18 protein-coding genes and 2 pseudogenes are annotated in these 13,833 nt (G+C 67.8%); 11 read left to right on the top strand and 9 right to left on the bottom strand.

Annotated elements, in window-relative coordinates; translation table 11 throughout:
- Positions 1-35 precede the first annotated feature (35 nt).
- Positions 36-206, top strand: a complete 171-nt coding sequence (locus tag DOS48_RS15840; protein ID WP_158283830.1) for a hypothetical protein — start codon at positions 36-38, stop codon at positions 204-206.
- 82 nt (positions 207-288) lie between these two features.
- Here DOS48_RS15840 and DOS48_RS15835 read toward each other — a convergent pair.
- Positions 289-378, bottom strand: a pseudogene (locus DOS48_RS15835) (PGF-CTERM sorting domain-containing protein); the annotation flags it as partial.
- Positions 379-441: 63 nt separating this feature from the next.
- Here DOS48_RS15835 and DOS48_RS15830 point away from each other — a divergent pair.
- The 4 genes and pseudogenes from DOS48_RS15830 to DOS48_RS15815 all read left to right on the top strand — a co-directional run.
- A pseudogene (locus DOS48_RS15830) lies at positions 442-684 on the top strand (MMPL family transporter); the annotation flags it as partial.
- Between the two features lie 106 nt (positions 685-790).
- Positions 791-982: a type II toxin-antitoxin system ParD family antitoxin gene (locus DOS48_RS15825; RefSeq protein WP_127116679.1), complete on the top strand. Its 192-nt coding sequence runs from the start codon at positions 791-793 to the stop codon at positions 980-982.
- Entirely contained in the window at positions 975-1,697 is a 723-nt protein-coding gene (locus DOS48_RS15820) for a queuosine precursor transporter (protein ID WP_127116678.1), read from the top strand. The genes DOS48_RS15825 and DOS48_RS15820 overlap by 8 nt, the downstream gene beginning before the upstream one ends.
- 53 nt (positions 1,698-1,750) lie before the next feature.
- Complete coding sequence (locus DOS48_RS15815; RefSeq protein WP_127116677.1) at positions 1,751-2,482, top strand: DUF5781 family protein; 732 nt, start codon at positions 1,751-1,753, stop codon at positions 2,480-2,482.
- A gap of 39 nt (positions 2,483-2,521) precedes the next feature.
- On the opposite strand, the gene DOS48_RS15810 is transcribed toward DOS48_RS15815, so the two are convergent.
- Positions 2,522-3,910: a hemolysin family protein gene (locus tag DOS48_RS15810; protein ID WP_394353604.1), complete on the bottom strand. Its 1,389-nt coding sequence runs from the start codon at positions 3,908-3,910 to the stop codon at positions 2,522-2,524.
- A gap of 204 nt (positions 3,911-4,114) precedes the next feature.
- Here DOS48_RS15810 and DOS48_RS15805 point away from each other — a divergent pair, with 204 nt between their 5' ends.
- From DOS48_RS15805 to DOS48_RS15795, 3 genes are all read left to right on the top strand, one after another.
- Entirely contained in the window at positions 4,115-4,375 is a 261-nt protein-coding gene (locus tag DOS48_RS15805) for a glutathione S-transferase N-terminal domain-containing protein (RefSeq protein WP_127116675.1), read from the top strand.
- 1 nt (position 4,376) lies between these two features.
- Entirely contained in the window at positions 4,377-4,886 is a 510-nt protein-coding gene (locus DOS48_RS15800; protein ID WP_127116674.1) for a redoxin domain-containing protein, read from the top strand.
- A 179-nt stretch (positions 4,887-5,065) separates the two neighbouring features.
- On the top strand, positions 5,066-5,671 hold the full coding sequence (locus tag DOS48_RS15795; RefSeq protein WP_127116673.1) for an L-threonylcarbamoyladenylate synthase: 606 nt from the start codon (positions 5,066-5,068) through the stop codon (positions 5,669-5,671).
- A gap of 13 nt (positions 5,672-5,684) precedes the next feature.
- On the opposite strand, the gene DOS48_RS15790 is transcribed toward DOS48_RS15795, so the two are convergent.
- The 3 genes from DOS48_RS15790 to DOS48_RS15780 form a co-directional block, all read right to left on the bottom strand.
- Positions 5,685-5,951, bottom strand: a complete 267-nt coding sequence (locus DOS48_RS15790; protein ID WP_127116672.1) for an HAH_0734 family protein — start codon at positions 5,949-5,951, stop codon at positions 5,685-5,687.
- Positions 5,952-6,042: 91 nt separating this feature from the next.
- Positions 6,043-7,863, bottom strand: coding sequence for a ribosome biogenesis/translation initiation ATPase RLI (locus tag DOS48_RS15785; RefSeq protein WP_127116671.1), 1,821 nt, complete (start codon positions 7,861-7,863; stop codon positions 6,043-6,045).
- Position 7,864: 1 nt separating this feature from the next.
- Positions 7,865-8,173, bottom strand: coding sequence for a hypothetical protein (locus DOS48_RS15780; protein ID WP_127116670.1), 309 nt, complete (start codon positions 8,171-8,173; stop codon positions 7,865-7,867).
- A gap of 313 nt (positions 8,174-8,486) precedes the next feature.
- On the opposite strand from DOS48_RS15780, the gene DOS48_RS15775 reads away from it, so the two are divergent.
- A complete protein-coding gene (locus tag DOS48_RS15775) occupies positions 8,487-8,768 on the top strand; it encodes a helix-turn-helix domain-containing protein (protein WP_127116669.1) in 282 nt (93 codons plus the stop codon).
- A gap of 18 nt (positions 8,769-8,786) precedes the next feature.
- Here DOS48_RS15775 and DOS48_RS15770 read toward each other — a convergent pair whose 3' ends face one another.
- Positions 8,787-9,065, bottom strand: a complete 279-nt coding sequence (locus DOS48_RS15770) for a hypothetical protein (RefSeq protein WP_127118817.1) — start codon at positions 9,063-9,065, stop codon at positions 8,787-8,789.
- A 175-nt stretch (positions 9,066-9,240) separates the two neighbouring features.
- On the opposite strand from DOS48_RS15770, the gene DOS48_RS15765 reads away from it, so the two are divergent.
- Positions 9,241-10,215: a C-terminal binding protein gene (locus DOS48_RS15765; RefSeq protein WP_127116668.1), complete on the top strand. Its 975-nt coding sequence runs from the start codon at positions 9,241-9,243 to the stop codon at positions 10,213-10,215.
- Between the two features lie 32 nt (positions 10,216-10,247).
- Here DOS48_RS15765 and DOS48_RS15760 read toward each other — a convergent pair whose 3' ends face one another.
- Positions 10,248-11,027 carry a DUF6663 family protein gene (locus DOS48_RS15760; protein WP_127116667.1) on the bottom strand — a complete coding sequence of 260 codons (780 nt, stop codon included), beginning with the start codon at positions 11,025-11,027 and terminating at the stop codon, positions 10,248-10,250.
- 122 nt (positions 11,028-11,149) lie between these two features.
- On the opposite strand from DOS48_RS15760, the gene DOS48_RS15755 reads away from it, so the two are divergent.
- Positions 11,150-11,773: a methyltransferase domain-containing protein gene (locus DOS48_RS15755; RefSeq protein WP_127116666.1), complete on the top strand. Its 624-nt coding sequence runs from the start codon at positions 11,150-11,152 to the stop codon at positions 11,771-11,773.
- Between the two features lie 19 nt (positions 11,774-11,792).
- On the opposite strand, the gene DOS48_RS15750 is transcribed toward DOS48_RS15755, so the two are convergent.
- Both DOS48_RS15750 and DOS48_RS15745 read right to left on the bottom strand, forming a co-directional pair.
- Positions 11,793-12,260, bottom strand: coding sequence for a type IV pilin (locus DOS48_RS15750; protein ID WP_127118816.1), 468 nt, complete (start codon positions 12,258-12,260; stop codon positions 11,793-11,795).
- Positions 12,261-12,430: 170 nt separating this feature from the next.
- Positions 12,431-13,777, bottom strand: a complete 1,347-nt coding sequence (locus tag DOS48_RS15745) for an Ig-like domain-containing protein (protein WP_127116665.1) — start codon at positions 13,775-13,777, stop codon at positions 12,431-12,433.
- Positions 13,778-13,833: the final 56 nt, after the last annotated feature.

Below are 13,833 nucleotides of genomic sequence, written 5' to 3'. Positions count from 1 at the left end.
GAGTGCCCGCTGTGTCCGCACCAGCGAGTTATCGAATGTACCTGTGGTTCGCCCTTAACCGCTTCGCTACGGCGTTCGTGTGCGTGTGCGTGACAGAGCGCGGTGTGGCCAGGGTCTCGCTTCGCGTAGCGTTCGACAGTGTCGAGAAGAGCGACGCAGAGTGTGTCGGACAGATAGTCACGGCCGACCGCGACGGCTGTCGCTAGGTGAGTTGGGTCTGATAAAGAAAGCCGCGAAGGAGTCGGCCCGCGAGGGCCGATGGTTGATTAGTGACCTATCGCTGCTGCGTTACTCGTTACGCCGCGTAGCGAGGAGCGCAGCCGCGATGAGGGCGACGAGTGCGACGATGGCACCGAAGCCGGGCGTTCCGTCTTCAGAGCCGGAGTCGTCGGACTCCTCAGCTTCAGCGGTGGGCGAGCTATTCACTTCGTCGTCGCCGGGTCGCTCCGCACGACGCTGTCCGGCACCGGCGGCGCGCTCGCCGGCAGTATGCTCACGACGGCGCTCGGGACGGGCGCGCTGGCGCTGGCTATCACGCCCGTCCTCGGTGACTTCGGGCTGCTGATCGCGTTGAGCGTCGTGTACTCGTTCGTCCTCTCGGTGGTCGCGCTCCCGCCCGCGCTGTTCCTGTGGGACCGGTACCAGAACGGCGGTTCCGGCAGCGCCGGCGCCGCGAGCGCCTGAGAGTCGGCTTTCGTTGTTGACTCGGATCGGCCGGGGTCGTGTTCGATATTCTTCAGAGAATCTCCGAATAAGAATACTCTTATAAATACGACGACGACGAGTCGGTATGCCCAAGATAAGCGTCGAGATTCCGGGCGAACTGCTCGACGACCTCGACGAACACGTCGGCGACGACGGCAAGTTCGTGAACCGCAGCGACGCCGTTCGAGCGTCCATTCGCAAGACGCTCGACGTGCTCGACGAGATCGACGCGCGCCACGACCGGCTCGACGCCGACGACGAGGGGCCCGATGAGTAGCCGAACCGGGCGCGGCGAGACGGACGGTCCGTTCGCGGCCGACCCGCTCGACCGCTCTGCGGTGGCGGTGGTGGGGCTCATCACCCTGTTCGTCGTCGCGCTCGCGACGGCACAGCTCACCGCCTCGAAGGTCCTCGCGCTCCCCCTCCCGTTTAGTCTCCCGGTCGTCGGCGCCGAGGTCATTCTGCCGGGCGCCGCGCTCGCGTACGCGCTCACGTTCCTCGCGTCCGACTGCTACGCCGAGCTGTACGGCCGGCGCGCGACGCAGGTGGTCGTCAACGTCGCCTTCCTCGCGAACTTTCTCGTGCTCGCCTTGGTCTGGTCGACGCTCGCCGCGCCGGGCGTGAACCCCGAGGTCTCGGCCGCCTTCCAGACGGCCCTCGGTCCCGCCGGCAACGTCGTCGCCGGGAGCCTGCTCGCGTACGTCGTGAGCCAGAACTGGGACGTGTTCGTCTTCCACGCGATCCGCGACCGCACCGGCCGCGGCATGCTGTGGCTGCGCAACATTGCCTCGACGGCGACGAGTCAGGCCATCGACACCGCCATCTTCGTCGGCGTCGCCTTCTACGCGGCCCCGCTCGTCCTCGGCTCCGGCGACCCGCTCCAGCCGGGAGTGCTGCTCGCGCTCGGACTCGGCCAGTACCTGCTCAAACTCGCGATCGCCGTCCTCGACACGCCGATCGTCTACCTCGTCGTGGGCGCGGTCCGCGAGTAGACGCCGCGAGCGGCGCAAGAGACTTATCTGCCGCGTCCGTGTGAACTGTACGCATGGATCTCCGCGTACAGGGTGACGTTCCCCCCGACCCGTTTCTCGGTGCCGCAGACTTATTCGAGACCGAGTGCTCGCTCGCCGACCCCGTCCACGTGAAGGTGCGCGAAGACCCCGACGAACGAACCTGGGCCGGCCACTACGACGGCTACCACGTGTTGAACGTCTCGAAGCGCGCCGCCACCAGCGCGATGGCCCGCGAACTCGCGGTCCACGAACTGTCGCACATGGCCCGATACGAGGAGGGGCACGCCTCGCACGTGCAGTCGACCGAAGAGGCGCTGTACCTGGGACTTACGGGCGAACAGGTGGAACGCCGCAAACTCGCACACTGCTACCAGATCGCGAACCACATGAAAGACATCTACGCCGACGACATCACGCTCTCCGTCGCGCCCGCGGACAAGCTCCTCGGCTTCCTCGAGTCGACGCTCGCGGCGGCGGTCGCCGACCGGCCCCAGGTCTCGCGTGACGGGACACCGCCGGTGACGGGCGGCGCGGACCCGGAGATAACGGCGGTCAACGCCGCGTTCGCGCTCGCGTTGGTCGAGCGCCACGACATCGCCGGCCCCGACCACCGCATCTACGACCTGGCGCGGGCGGCCGCCAGCGACACCGACGCCGTCGACGTCGACGAGTTCAAAAGTCGGTTCCTCGCGCTCGGTCCGGACCCCTCGGAGAGCGACTACCGGAAGGCGCTCGTCGACGCCGCTCGGGCCTACGCTATTTAAGTATCAGAAGTTCCGCGCAGCGCCCCGCTCCGTGCCGACTCAGTCGACGTCGTTCGTCGTCGCGCCGGCGTCCGCGCCGGAGCCGACCACGCCCGCCTCGTCGGGCGACTCGGCCGACTCGGCCCCCTCCGGCGTCGACTCGTCGTCGAGGACGGTGACGCGCGCGGACATGATGCGGGTGTTGTCCACGCGCTCGATCCGGATCCGGACCCCGTCGAACTCGATCTCTTCGCCCTCCTCGACGAGCCGACCGGCGCGGTTGAACACGAAGCCGGCGAGCGTCTCGAACTCCTCGCCCTCGGGGAGGTCGATGTCGAGAATCTCGTTGACCTCGTCGATGTTCACCTCACCCTGCACGACGGCGACGTTGTCCGCGAGGAACTCCACGGGCGCCTCCTCGTCGCCTTCGAGGATCTCGCCGACGATCTCTTCGACCATGTCTTCGAGGGTGATGATCCCCTCCGTGGTGCCGAACTCGTCGATGACGGTGACCATCTGGAGGCGGTTGTCCTGCATCTCCGCGAGCAGTTCGTCCGCGTTCTTCGACTCGGGGACGTGGAGCGTCGGTTTCACCACGCGCTCCAGCGAGGGTTTCCCCTCGGAGTAGCGCAGTTCGCGGACCAGATCGCGGACGGTCACGACGCCGATGATGTTGTCGAGGTTCCCCTCGTAGACGGGGACGCGCTCGTGGTCCGCCTGGATGCACGTCTCGATCGCCTCCTCGACGCTCGACTCCTTCGCGACCGCGGTGACGTCGAGGCGGGGCGTCATCACCTCCTTGGCGATGGTGTTGTTGAACCGGAAGATGCGGTCGAGCATCTCCCGCTCTTCTTCTTCGATGACGCCCTCGCGCTCGCCCGTCTCGATGATGTCTTGGATCTCGTCGCGGGTGACGTACGTCGACTCGATGGCGGCCGAGCCGCCGATCACCTTGTTGACCCCTTTGACGATGTAATCGAAGAGGACGACGAGGGGGTAAAGCGCGTACTCGGAGAGCTTCAGCGGGCGGGCGATCCGGAGCGCCCACGACTCAGTGTGCTCGACGGCGTACGACTTCGGCGCGCTCTCGCCGAATATCAGCACGAGCGTCGTGATACCGAACGTCGTCGCCAAGACGGCCTCGCCCCGCGAGAGGTAGATCGCGAACAGCGCGGTCGCGATGGAGGTCATCGCCACGTTGACGATGTTGTTGCCGACGAGGATGGTCACCAACAGCCGGTGGGGGTTCTGTTTCATGTCGCGGATCGTCTCCGCGCCTTTCACTCCCTCGTCGACGAGGCTGTCGACGCGGTGTTGCGGCAGCGAGAACATCGCGATCTCCGACGAAGAGAAGAACGCCGAGAGGCCGACCAACACGAGAATTGCGGCGACGCCGAGGATGGTGACGACGCTGTCGCCGGGCATCGGTAGTTGGAGGACATCGGCCATCGACACGCTAGACCACAAACCCATATTCACTTGTGTTCTGTCGCCGCGCGATTAAAGCGTTCCCTTCGGACACCCGACGGGCGAGGCAATCGCCGGCGCACTCGGCCGATCGCCGACGCGTCGTCGGGCGGCGTCGCCGGCCCGGCTACCGCACAACGCGCCGCCGCCGACACGATTACCCGTCTCGCCGCCGAACGCCGGAGCATGAGCGAACCGCCGATCACCCTGTACCGACTGCAGGCCTGTCCGTTCTGCGAGCGCGTCGCCCGGACGCTGACCGAACTCGACGTGGCGTACCGGTCGCGGTACGTCGAGCCGATGCACTCCGAGCGCAACGTCGTCAAGCGCGTCTCCGGCGCGCGCAGCGTCCCGGCGATAGTCGACCGCGACACGGGCGTCACGATGTCCGAGAGCGCGAACATCGTCGAGTACCTGCGTGGGACCTACGGCGAGGGAGGGGCCTGAGATGGTCGATTTCGACGTCGTCTCGCTGCCCGAGACGGACCACGTCGCCGAGGGAGACACGGCCCCGGACTTCGCCCGCCCGCTCGTCACCGACGAGTACTGGGAGGACCGCGCGCTCAGCGAGGTCGTCGACGGACCGACGCTGCTGCTCGTCCACCCGATGGACGGCGCGTTCCAAGGCACGTACCTCTACAACACCGTCGACGACCACGGCTGGGGACAGCGGGTCGACGTGCTCGGCCTCTCCATCTCGACGCCGTACGCCCACAAGCGACTGCTGGCCGAGCGCGCGGACGGCGTTCGGATCTTCTCGGACCCCGGCGCGGGCGTGATCGAGGAGTACGGCCTCGCCCACGACATCGACGGGATGACGGGCATCACCGAGGCGCGTCCGGCCGTGTTCCTCCTCGACGCCGACCGAACCGTCGAGTACGCGTGGGTCGCGAGCGAACACCCCGAATTCCCCGACGCGGAGGCGATAGACGACGCGATCGGCCGGCTGGTCGACTGAGAGCGCAGGGTCGACTGAGAGCGGGGAAGCCGAACCGGTCACGATGCGGGCTCCCGGTCGCGATGCGGCCTCCCCCCGGTCGATTGCGATGTCGGCTCCGGTCCGCACGCGGTCGTTCTACCGCCGGCGAGTTGTCCCTACTCGGTACCGATTTGTATCGCCGCCACGAACACACGGCTGTGACAACGGACAGCGATTCCCTCCGACGCGCGGCCACGGCAGTCGCGAACGGCGACCTGGTGGTGTACCCGACCGAGACGGTGTACGGCCTCGGCGGCGACGCGCTCGACGCCGACGCCGTCGAACGGGTGTTCGACTTAAAAGGCCGGGAGCGTTCGAACCCGCTCTCACTCGGCGTGCCGAGCGTGGACGCCGCGTTGCGCCACACGCGGCCCACCGAGTTCGCGGTCGCGTTCGCTCGGGCGTTTCTCCCCGGTCCGGTGACCGTCGTCGTCGAGCGCGCGGCGACGGTCCCGGACGCGCTCACGGCCGGCCGCGACCGGGTCGGGATCCGCGTGCCCGACCACCCCGTCGCCCGCGAACTGCTCCGGGAGACCGGGCCGCTCACCGCGACGAGCGCGAACGTCTCCGGTCGCGGGAGCGTCACCCGTCCCGACGACCTCGACGACCGGATCCGCGAGGGGGTCGCGGTCGTCGTCGACGACGGCGAGACGCCGGGAACCGAAAGCACGGTCGTCGACCCCGAGGCGAAGACGATTCACCGACGCGGCGCGATGGCCGGCGCGATCGAGGCGTGGCTGGACGACCCGCCGGTAGACGGATAAAAGAGCGTAGCGGTCAGACCGACAGTTCGCCTTTGGCGCTCAGCACTTCGAGCTCCTCGGCGTCGACGGTGTCGACGTCGAGCCAGTGGGGGACGTACGTCCGTTTGTCGTAGGCTTCGCGCTCGGATTCGGTCCCGACGGTACACCAGAGTTGGGGCTCGTCGGGGCCGTGCCAGCCGCCCTGCACGTTGATACCGAAGCAGACCAGCTCCTCGCCCTCGTACTCGATCACCGCGTCCCGCCGGATTCCGGGGTCGCCGCGAATGATGAGGTGTTGCATATCTTGTCGTTCGCGGCTTCCCGCTTAATCGCTTCGATACCGACGATTGGGCGGGACACAAAGAACGCAGGAGAGCAGCCAGCGAACGACGTTACGTCGAGTAGTAGTACTCGCCGTCGCGCTTCTGTTGGCTGTCGAGCTGCGAGCCCGGCTTGTTGATCCGGGGGCGACCGGTCCGCTCGTCGCGCCGGAAAGTGATGTCTAAGTCGGCGAGGAACTCGTTCATGCCCTCGCGCATCTCCTGGGGCGGGGTCGCGTGCCCGCGCTCGGCCGGCTCGCCGTCGAACACCATCAGGCGGTCGGCGAGGAGATCGATCATGTAGATGTCGTGGTCGATCACCATCACGGTCGCGTCGTGGTTCTCCGCGTACCGCCGGATCGCGGTCGTCGCGCGCACCCGCTGTTCCACGTCGAGGTGCGCGGAGGGCTCGTCGAGTAAGTACAGCTCGGCGTCCTCGGAGAGACACGCCGCGATCGCGACCCGCTGTCGCTCCCCGCCGGAGAGGTCCGAGAGGTTCTGCTCCATCACGCGGTCGAGTTGGAGCGGCTGGGCGATCTCGGTGTTCCAGTAGGAGCTCCCGAAGTCGTCGGTGATCGACGCGAGGAACGCGTCGACGCGCATCGGCTGGTCGATCTCGATGTACTGCGGCTTGTAGGCGATGTCGAGCGCGAAGTCGAGCGATCCCGTGTCCGGCTCCAGCGAGCCCGCGAACAGCTTCGCGAGCGTCGATTTCCCGATCCCGTTCGGCCCGACGATCCCGAGGACTTCGGAACGGTTGATCGCGCCGCCCTCGACGTGGAGCTCGAACTCGCCGTCGCCGTAGGACTTCGATAAGTCGGGGTACTCAATCAGCGTCTCGCTCCGCGAGGCGACGCGCGGCGCGTGCTCCTCGAAGGTGATAGCCGAGGGGCGGATCCGCATGTTCTCGTTGTCGAGGTACCCTTTCAGGTACTCGTTGATCCCGTTTCGCACCGACTTGGGGCCGGTGATGACCCCGTACGCGCCCGGCTCACCGTACGCGACGTGGAGGGTGTCGGCGAGCAGGTCGAGGATGGCGAGGTCGTGTTCGACGACGAGCATCGAACGGTCGGCGGCGTCGTCGTCCGCGAGCTCGCGGATGAGTCGGGCGACGACCATCCGCTGGCCGATGTCGAGGTACGGCGTGATCTCGTCGAGGAAGTAGAAGTCGGCGTCGCGGGCCAGACACGCCGCGATGGCGACGCGCTGGAGTTCGCCCCCGGAGATGGAATCGATGTTCTGGTCCATCACCGGCCGGATGTTGAGGCGGTCGATGAGGTCGTCGAGCGCGCCGCGCTCGTCGGTTCGCTCCAGCAGTTCGCGGGTGTTCCCGTCGAACTGGTTCGGAATCTGGTCGACGTACTGGGGCTTGCGGGCGACCGTCACGTCGCCCTCCTTCAGCGAACTGAGGTAGTTCTGGAGCCCGGTGCCGCGGAACCGGTCCAGCACGCGGTCCCACTCGGCCGTCGCTTCGTGGTCGCCGAGGTTCGGAATCATCTCGCCGGCGAGGCCGTGAACCGCGGTCGACTTCCCGATCCCGTTCGGCCCTAAGATACCGGTGACGTTGCCCGGTTCGGGAGTCGGCAGCCCGTACAGCGAGAAGGCGTTGTCGCCGTAGCGGTGAACCGGGTCCTCGTCGAGTTCGGAGGGGAGGTTGATGATCTCGATGGCGTCGAACGGGCACTTCTCGACGCAGATACCGCAGGTCTCACCGAGACAGATCTCTTCGGAGATGTGGATCTGGTCGGGGTCGCCCTCGACGGCGTCCTCGCCGCGCTCGGTGATGCACTCTTTCCCCGTCCGGTTCGGGGGGCAGTAGTTCGCACACTCGTAGTTACAGCGGTCGGGTTGACACCGATCGAGGTCGACCACGGCGATACTGTCGTCGGCCATCTCAGATCACCAGTTCGACGCCGGAAGTCGCGAGCACCGTGTAGGTGATGAACCACAGCGTGAACGTCAGAAACGCCACGTAGAGGTTGTCCTTCGCGCCGAAGTCGCTGACGCCGATCAGTTTGTACAGCGGGTACTGGACGAGCACGAACGCGCCCATCACCAGCACGATAGTAGTGCTTTCGGCGTCTACGGGATCCGTCCCGACGTACGCGGCCGAGACGACGCCAGCGACGATCCCCGCGAGACAGCAGATCGTCGTGACGACCACGCTTCGGGTGTGGCCCGATATCCCCGAGTCGTCGCTCATATCAGTCGATCCGCGAGCGCCCGTGAAAAGCCGTTCGTTCCGGTCGTCGGCCGGTTCGGTCCGGTCGACGGCGAGCTCTATCCGACCGTCGACCAGTTTTCTCCGGGCTTCGGCCAGCCCCGAGAGCCGGACGGGCGGAGCGCGCGCGAGCCAGAGCGCTGACTGACTGGTCAGTCTGCCGCCGTGAAACCAGCAATCGTTGCTGGTTCGCGTGGTAGAAAGCGGCTGGAATTGCTGGTTAATGCGCGTGAGAGGCCGATCGAGGCCGGTCGCCCATCAACATTTATCATGATGTGTAGTTTCGGTTTCATCGATGGAAGGAACTCAAACGGAGGGGCTCGACGACCTCCCGCCGAGCGCCAAACTCGTCTTCAAGGTGCTCGAATACAACGGCCCGTTGACCCAGAAGGGGATCGTCCAGGAGTCGATGCTGTCGGCCCGTACCGTTCGCTACGCGCTCGAGCGGTTGGAAGGCATCGACGTCGTCGACGAAGACGTCTACTTCGCGGACGCCAGACAGAACCTCTACGAGTTGACCGAACCCGCACAGGAGTTCACGAGCGACGAGCGCGACGCCTCCTGTACGGCGGACTGACTGCGACGACTGCGGTCGCTATCGGTCGTTCGGCTCCGGAATGTCTTTTGCGCCGCGCACGGCCTCGGCGATGGTTAACGCGACCGCGACGAGCAGCGCGAACGTCGCCGCCAGCACGAACGCCAAGAGCAGAAACCACACGTCGGGGCCGAAGAGCGGGTAGTCCCGCGTGTCGATGACCGGCCCGAGCAGTTCCAGCGTCCGAGTCGCGTACAGGAGGACCGCGAGGCCCGCGCCGGCGACGAGCCCGACGCGGACGTTTCGGTAGAACGCCAGCGACTCTAAGAGGACGAGCATCGGCGGTTTGGTCGATCCCTCGACCGGAGTGTCGTCGCTCACAGGCTGTGTAGCCGGCGCGAGCGCAAAGAGGCATCGAAAGGGCGAACGCGGTGACGATAACGATCGAATATGGGTGTCTCAGCTCCTGAAAAACCGAGAAAGCCGTCAAGTAACACGAGCGACAAGGGCGTGTATGACCAGAGTCGTGCTGTCTGACTTTCCGATGATCGACCCGGAGACCTACCGGGACGTACTCGAGGCGGCCGTCGACGAACCCGTCGACATCGAGGTCGCCGAACTGGACTCGACCGAGAACCTGATCGCGGCGGCCGAGGGGGCCGACGCGGTCGTGACCGACATCAACACCCCGGTCACGGCCGCGGTGCTCGACGAGTTGGACCTCCGCGTCGTCGTCCGGTCGGCGGTCGGCGTGGACAACATCGACGTCGCCGCGGCCGCCGACAACGGCGTGACCGTCACGCGCGTCCCCGACTACTGCACCGACGAGGTGGCGACCCACTCCGTCTCGCTGCTCTTCGCCTGCCTGCGGTCGCTGACGGAGTACGACGACCACGTCGCCGGCGGCGGGTGGAGTTGGGAGACCGGGCGACCGATCCGCCGCGTGAGCGCGTCGACCATCGGGTTCGTCTCGTTCGGCCCGATCGCACAGCGCGCGGCGGAGCAGCTCGCCGGCTTCGACGCCGACCTCGTCGCCTACGACCCGTTCGTCGACGCCGACGAGATGGCGTCGTACGGCGTGGAGAAGGCGTCGTTCGACGAGCTGTTCGACCGGGCCGACCACGTCGGCGTCTACGCGCCCCTGACCGACGCGACGCGAGGGATGGTCGACGCCGACGCGCTCGACCGCCTGCAGGAGAACTCGGTGGTCGTCAACGTGAGCCGCGGGCCGGTCGTCGACGCCGACGCGCTCCTCGACGCGCTCGAATCGGGGTCGATCAAGGCCGCCGGGTTGGACGTGCTCGCCGAGGAGCCGCCGGAAGACGACCCGCTCGTCGGCCGCGAGGACACGGTCGTCACGCCGCACGCGGCGTGGTACAGCGAGGAATCGCGCGACGATTTAAACCGCAGCGGCGCCGCCGACGTGGCGGCGGTGCTCAACGGCGAGACGCCGGACGGCCGAGTCGACCCGGACGCCGACTGGCTGTAGGTAAAAGGGAAACAGGCGGTGTGCGACCGTATTTATAAGCGATCGAGCGCGTCGAAGTCGTCCGCGTCGTCCGTCGGCTCGCCGCTCTTCTCGTCGGCCTTCGCCGCATCGAGCGTGCCGTCGTCGAGCCCCGCCGCGATCCCGAGCCCGAGGTCGTAGGTGTCGCGGACCGTCTGGGCCAACACCCCGTCGCGGTCGAAGACGACGTAGACGGCGACAAACTCGTGGGCGGCGGGCCGGAGGACGAACACCTCGCGAGGGTCGTCGTCCTCACGCGACTCGTTGACGCGCGCGACGAGCGGTTCGACCGGGAGCCGACCGGCACGGAGGTCCTCGAACGCGCTGCTTCCGGGAGCGTCCGCGAACAGGTACAGCGCGCCGTTCGGCTCGCCGTCGTTCGACCGCGTCGTGATCGAGCCGACCGCCTCGCCGTCGGCCCGGATCTGGTCCCAGGCGTCGACGGCCGCCTCGAACATCCCCTCCACGTCGTCCGCGAAGCGGAACCGGCTCTCCCGGACGACCTCGGCGGTGGTGAAGCGGGCCGTACCGTCGGTCCACGACAGCGTCGCGTCGACGACGAACCCCGGCTCCAGCGACGCGAGCCGGTCCGCGAGAGCGCCGTCGTACCCGTCCGCGGCGGCGTAGAGGGGGTCGAACCGGCTCTCGGCGTCGGGCGCGCTCGGGTCGATGGGGTCGTCCGGATACTCGACGAGGACGAACTCCTCGGGCGGGTCTGCCGGGTTGGTCCCGTCGATGTCGGGACGCGGGCGGCGGTCGTGGACGCGGAAGCGGCCGCTCGTCGTCGGTTCCATACGATCCGGTTGGGCGGCAGGCTGAAAAGCCGGTCGGAACCGACGAACGGGTCGTATCGGGGAGGTCACGGACCGCACCGGATCCGTGTCGTTATGGGGACGGCAACCCTACCAAGCGGTAAATGGGGATCCTCGAGGACAAGTCGAACGCCCGGTTGTTCTACAAGTACCTCTCGAAGGTGTACGACACGATCAACTGGGTCAACTGGAACGAGGAGATGCGCTCGGAGGCGCTCTCGTGGCTGGAGTTCGGCGACGACCCGAAAGTGCTCGACGTGGGGTGTGGCACCGGATTCGGCACCGAGGGCCTGCTCGAACACGCCGACGACGTACACGGGCTCGATCAGAGCGTCCACCAGATGGAGAAGGCGTTCGCGAAGTTCGGCAAACACGACACGGTGAACTTCTACCGCGGCGACGCCGAGCGGCTCCCGTTCGGCGACGACACGTTCGACGTCGTCTGGTCGTCGGGGTCGATCGAGTACTGGCCGAACCCGATCGAGGGGCTCCGCGAGCTCCGACGCGTCGCGAAGCCGGGCGGGCAGGTGCTCGTCGTCGGCCCGGACTACCCGCACAACCGCATCCTCCAGCGCGTCGCCGACGCGATCATGCTCTTTTACGACGAGGACGAGGCCGACCGGATGTTCGAAGCGGCCGGCTACGAGGCGTACGAACACCACATCCAGCGGTCGACGCCGCGGAGCCCGCGGGCGATAACGACGGTCGCGCGCGTCCCCGACGAGTAACGCCGCGGGACCCGGCGCGTCACGCCGGTTCGACGACCGTTTCGAGTCTCGCGACCGGCAACCCGTCGGCGGAGACCGTGACGGCGACCGTCCGACCGGGTTCGAGGGCCGGGTCGTTCGTCGCCGCGACCCGGAACGAGGCCGACTCGCCGACGGCGAAGTCGCCGGCGGTCGCGGCGTTGAACGCTCCCGTCGGGCCGGGATGGAACCCCTTCGCCGAGAAGAACGGCACCGGCGGCTGCCGGTCCAGCGGCTCGCCGTCGACGCGCACCCGGACCGACAGTTCGTCCGCGTCGAGCGCGTCGCCGGCCTGATTCGTGATCGTGATCCGGTCGTCGGTCGCCGACAGCGACAGGGCGGTGGTCGGTGCCGGCTCCGGCGGCGCACCGATCGCCACGGTCACGACACTCGCCGCGAGCACGACGGTGATAGCGAGCAGCAGGACCCCGGCGACGGGCGTGAGCGCGCGACACTTCTCGCCCCCGATCGAATCGGTTCGAGACGGCGCACGTACAGAGAGGAACTCGGTCGACACGCGTCGACTGCCGCGGTATCTAATAAATGCGTTCGGGGGCGACGCCGGGTGTCTGGTCCCCGCCGGCGACGCGCAGACGGCGGGGGACGCAGCCGTTTAAATAACTCCGCGCGGCCGCCGCGTCAGTCGTCGTCGACGGGGCGCGGCGTGGGGATCGGCTGGAGGTCGTCGAGGAAGATCGCTCGCGGCTCGTCGACGACGGTCACTCGGTACGACCCCGCCGGCGAGAGCGTCCGGACGACGCCGTCCGCGTTTGTGGTGCCGATCGCCTGGCTGTTGCTGTCACCGACGCTCTTCGTGACGGTGACGTCGGGGAGGGGCTCGCCGGTCTCCGCGTCGCGGACGGTCACGGTCACCGGACCGCCGGCGTAGCTGCGGTCGACGGTGATGTTGAAGCCGTCGCCGGCCTCGGCGACGGGCACGCTGTCCGGGAACGCGTCGAGCGCGACCCGCTGGTGTTCGACGAACACCTGCTGTGTGCCCCCGCTGACGAACGTGCGCAGGGTGCCGAACTGGTGGGGGATGGTGATCCGCTGGACGGACCCGGCACCGAACGCGTCGGGCTGACGGAGCGCGGCCGTCTCGGGGTAGCTCGCGGCGGTCACGTCTATCGCCTCGTCGTTGCTGATCGAGCCGCCGCCGCGGTCCCAGCGGTCGAGCCGGACCACTTCGCGGACGTAGTCGCCGTCGGCGACGGTCGACAGCACGATCGACCGCTCGCTGGATTCGACGTACACCTCGGTCGCGGGCACCTCGCCGCGCGCCGCCGAGAGCGCGTACTCGCGGACGGGACCCTCGTACACCTGGAGCGCGACTTGGATCTCGTCGAGCCGGGTTGGAGAGCTGAACCCGTCCGTCTCCGCCGCGAGCGTGTCGATCCGTTCGAGCCGCTCGTCGTACTCGCGGGCGGTCGCGGCGATACGGACGAGCTCGTCGAGGAGCTCCCGGTCGGAGAGGTTCCCGGAGGCGTGCGCGCTGAACGCGCGCGCCTGGCGGCTGTTGAGCGTCAGTTCGTCGCGCTCGACGCGGTTGATGGCGGCGAGGATCCGGCGCTGGCGCTCCACGCCGCTCTCGGCGGCCTCGATCTGCTGGACGACCGCCGCGGTCTCCATGGCGGCGTCCGTGCCGTCGACGGCGAACCCGATGGACGAGCCCAAGTTCGCACCGCGGACGGACGAGCCGGCGCGGGCCTCGACGCCGCCCGGCGTGCCCAGCGTCCGGAACGTGCGGTTCGCCGGGTCGACTTGTGAGCGCTCCGGATCCTCGTCGGCGTCGTCGACCGCGGCGGGCACGCGCTCGGGCGTCGAAACGGTAGGAGCAGCCGTTGAGTCGGCACCGGACGGTACCGCGGCGTCGCTCCCGGCGCCCAAGTCGGTGGGCGCCGCGGGGGCGGCGACCGCCGGCGACACCGCGCCGGCGACCGCCGCGAACAGCAGCAGCACGGCAAGGGAGATCGGGAGGGCTCTCATACACCGAAGTTCACCTCGGAATATAAAAAAGCCACCTCAACGAGTCGGAACGAAGT

The sequence above is a fragment of the Halorubrum sp. PV6 genome (assembly GCF_003990725.2).
Taxonomy (GTDB): Archaea; Halobacteriota; Halobacteria; order Halobacteriales; family Haloferacaceae; genus Halorubrum.
The sequence above is the reverse complement of the archived record's forward strand: the minus strand, read 5'-3'. Positions and strand labels throughout refer to the sequence as shown.

Excerpts from the sequence above, each read along its gene's own strand:
- DOS48_RS15840 (WP_158283830.1), top strand. The coding sequence starts at position 36 with ATGTACCTGTGGTTCGCCCTTAACCGCTTCGCTACGGCGTTCGTGTGC.
- DOS48_RS15825 (WP_127116679.1), top strand. The coding sequence starts at position 791 with ATGCCCAAGATAAGCGTCGAGATTCCGGGCGAACTGCTCGACGACCTC.
- DOS48_RS15820 (WP_127116678.1), top strand. The coding sequence starts at position 975 with ATGAGTAGCCGAACCGGGCGCGGCGAGACGGACGGTCCGTTCGCGGCC.
- DOS48_RS15815 (WP_127116677.1), top strand. The coding sequence starts at position 1,751 with ATGGATCTCCGCGTACAGGGTGACGTTCCCCCCGACCCGTTTCTCGGT.
- DOS48_RS15810 (WP_394353604.1), bottom strand. The coding sequence starts at position 3,910 with ATGGCCGATGTCCTCCAACTACCGATGCCCGGCGACAGCGTCGTCACC.
- DOS48_RS15805 (WP_127116675.1), top strand. The coding sequence starts at position 4,115 with ATGAGCGAACCGCCGATCACCCTGTACCGACTGCAGGCCTGTCCGTTC.
- DOS48_RS15800 (WP_127116674.1), top strand. The coding sequence starts at position 4,377 with ATGGTCGATTTCGACGTCGTCTCGCTGCCCGAGACGGACCACGTCGCC.
- DOS48_RS15790 (WP_127116672.1), bottom strand. The coding sequence starts at position 5,951 with ATGCAACACCTCATCATTCGCGGCGACCCCGGAATCCGGCGGGACGCG.
- DOS48_RS15785 (WP_127116671.1), bottom strand. The coding sequence starts at position 7,863 with ATGGCCGACGACAGTATCGCCGTGGTCGACCTCGATCGGTGTCAACCC.
- DOS48_RS15780 (WP_127116670.1), bottom strand. The coding sequence starts at position 8,173 with ATGAGCGACGACTCGGGGATATCGGGCCACACCCGAAGCGTGGTCGTC.
- DOS48_RS15775 (WP_127116669.1), top strand. The coding sequence starts at position 8,487 with ATGGAAGGAACTCAAACGGAGGGGCTCGACGACCTCCCGCCGAGCGCC.
- DOS48_RS15770 (WP_127118817.1), bottom strand. The coding sequence starts at position 9,065 with ATGCTCGTCCTCTTAGAGTCGCTGGCGTTCTACCGAAACGTCCGCGTC.
- DOS48_RS15765 (WP_127116668.1), top strand. The coding sequence starts at position 9,241 with ATGACCAGAGTCGTGCTGTCTGACTTTCCGATGATCGACCCGGAGACC.
- DOS48_RS15760 (WP_127116667.1), bottom strand. The coding sequence starts at position 11,027 with ATGGAACCGACGACGAGCGGCCGCTTCCGCGTCCACGACCGCCGCCCG.
- DOS48_RS15755 (WP_127116666.1), top strand. The coding sequence starts at position 11,150 with ATGGGGATCCTCGAGGACAAGTCGAACGCCCGGTTGTTCTACAAGTAC.
- DOS48_RS15745 (WP_127116665.1), bottom strand. The coding sequence starts at position 13,777 with ATGAGAGCCCTCCCGATCTCCCTTGCCGTGCTGCTGCTGTTCGCGGCG.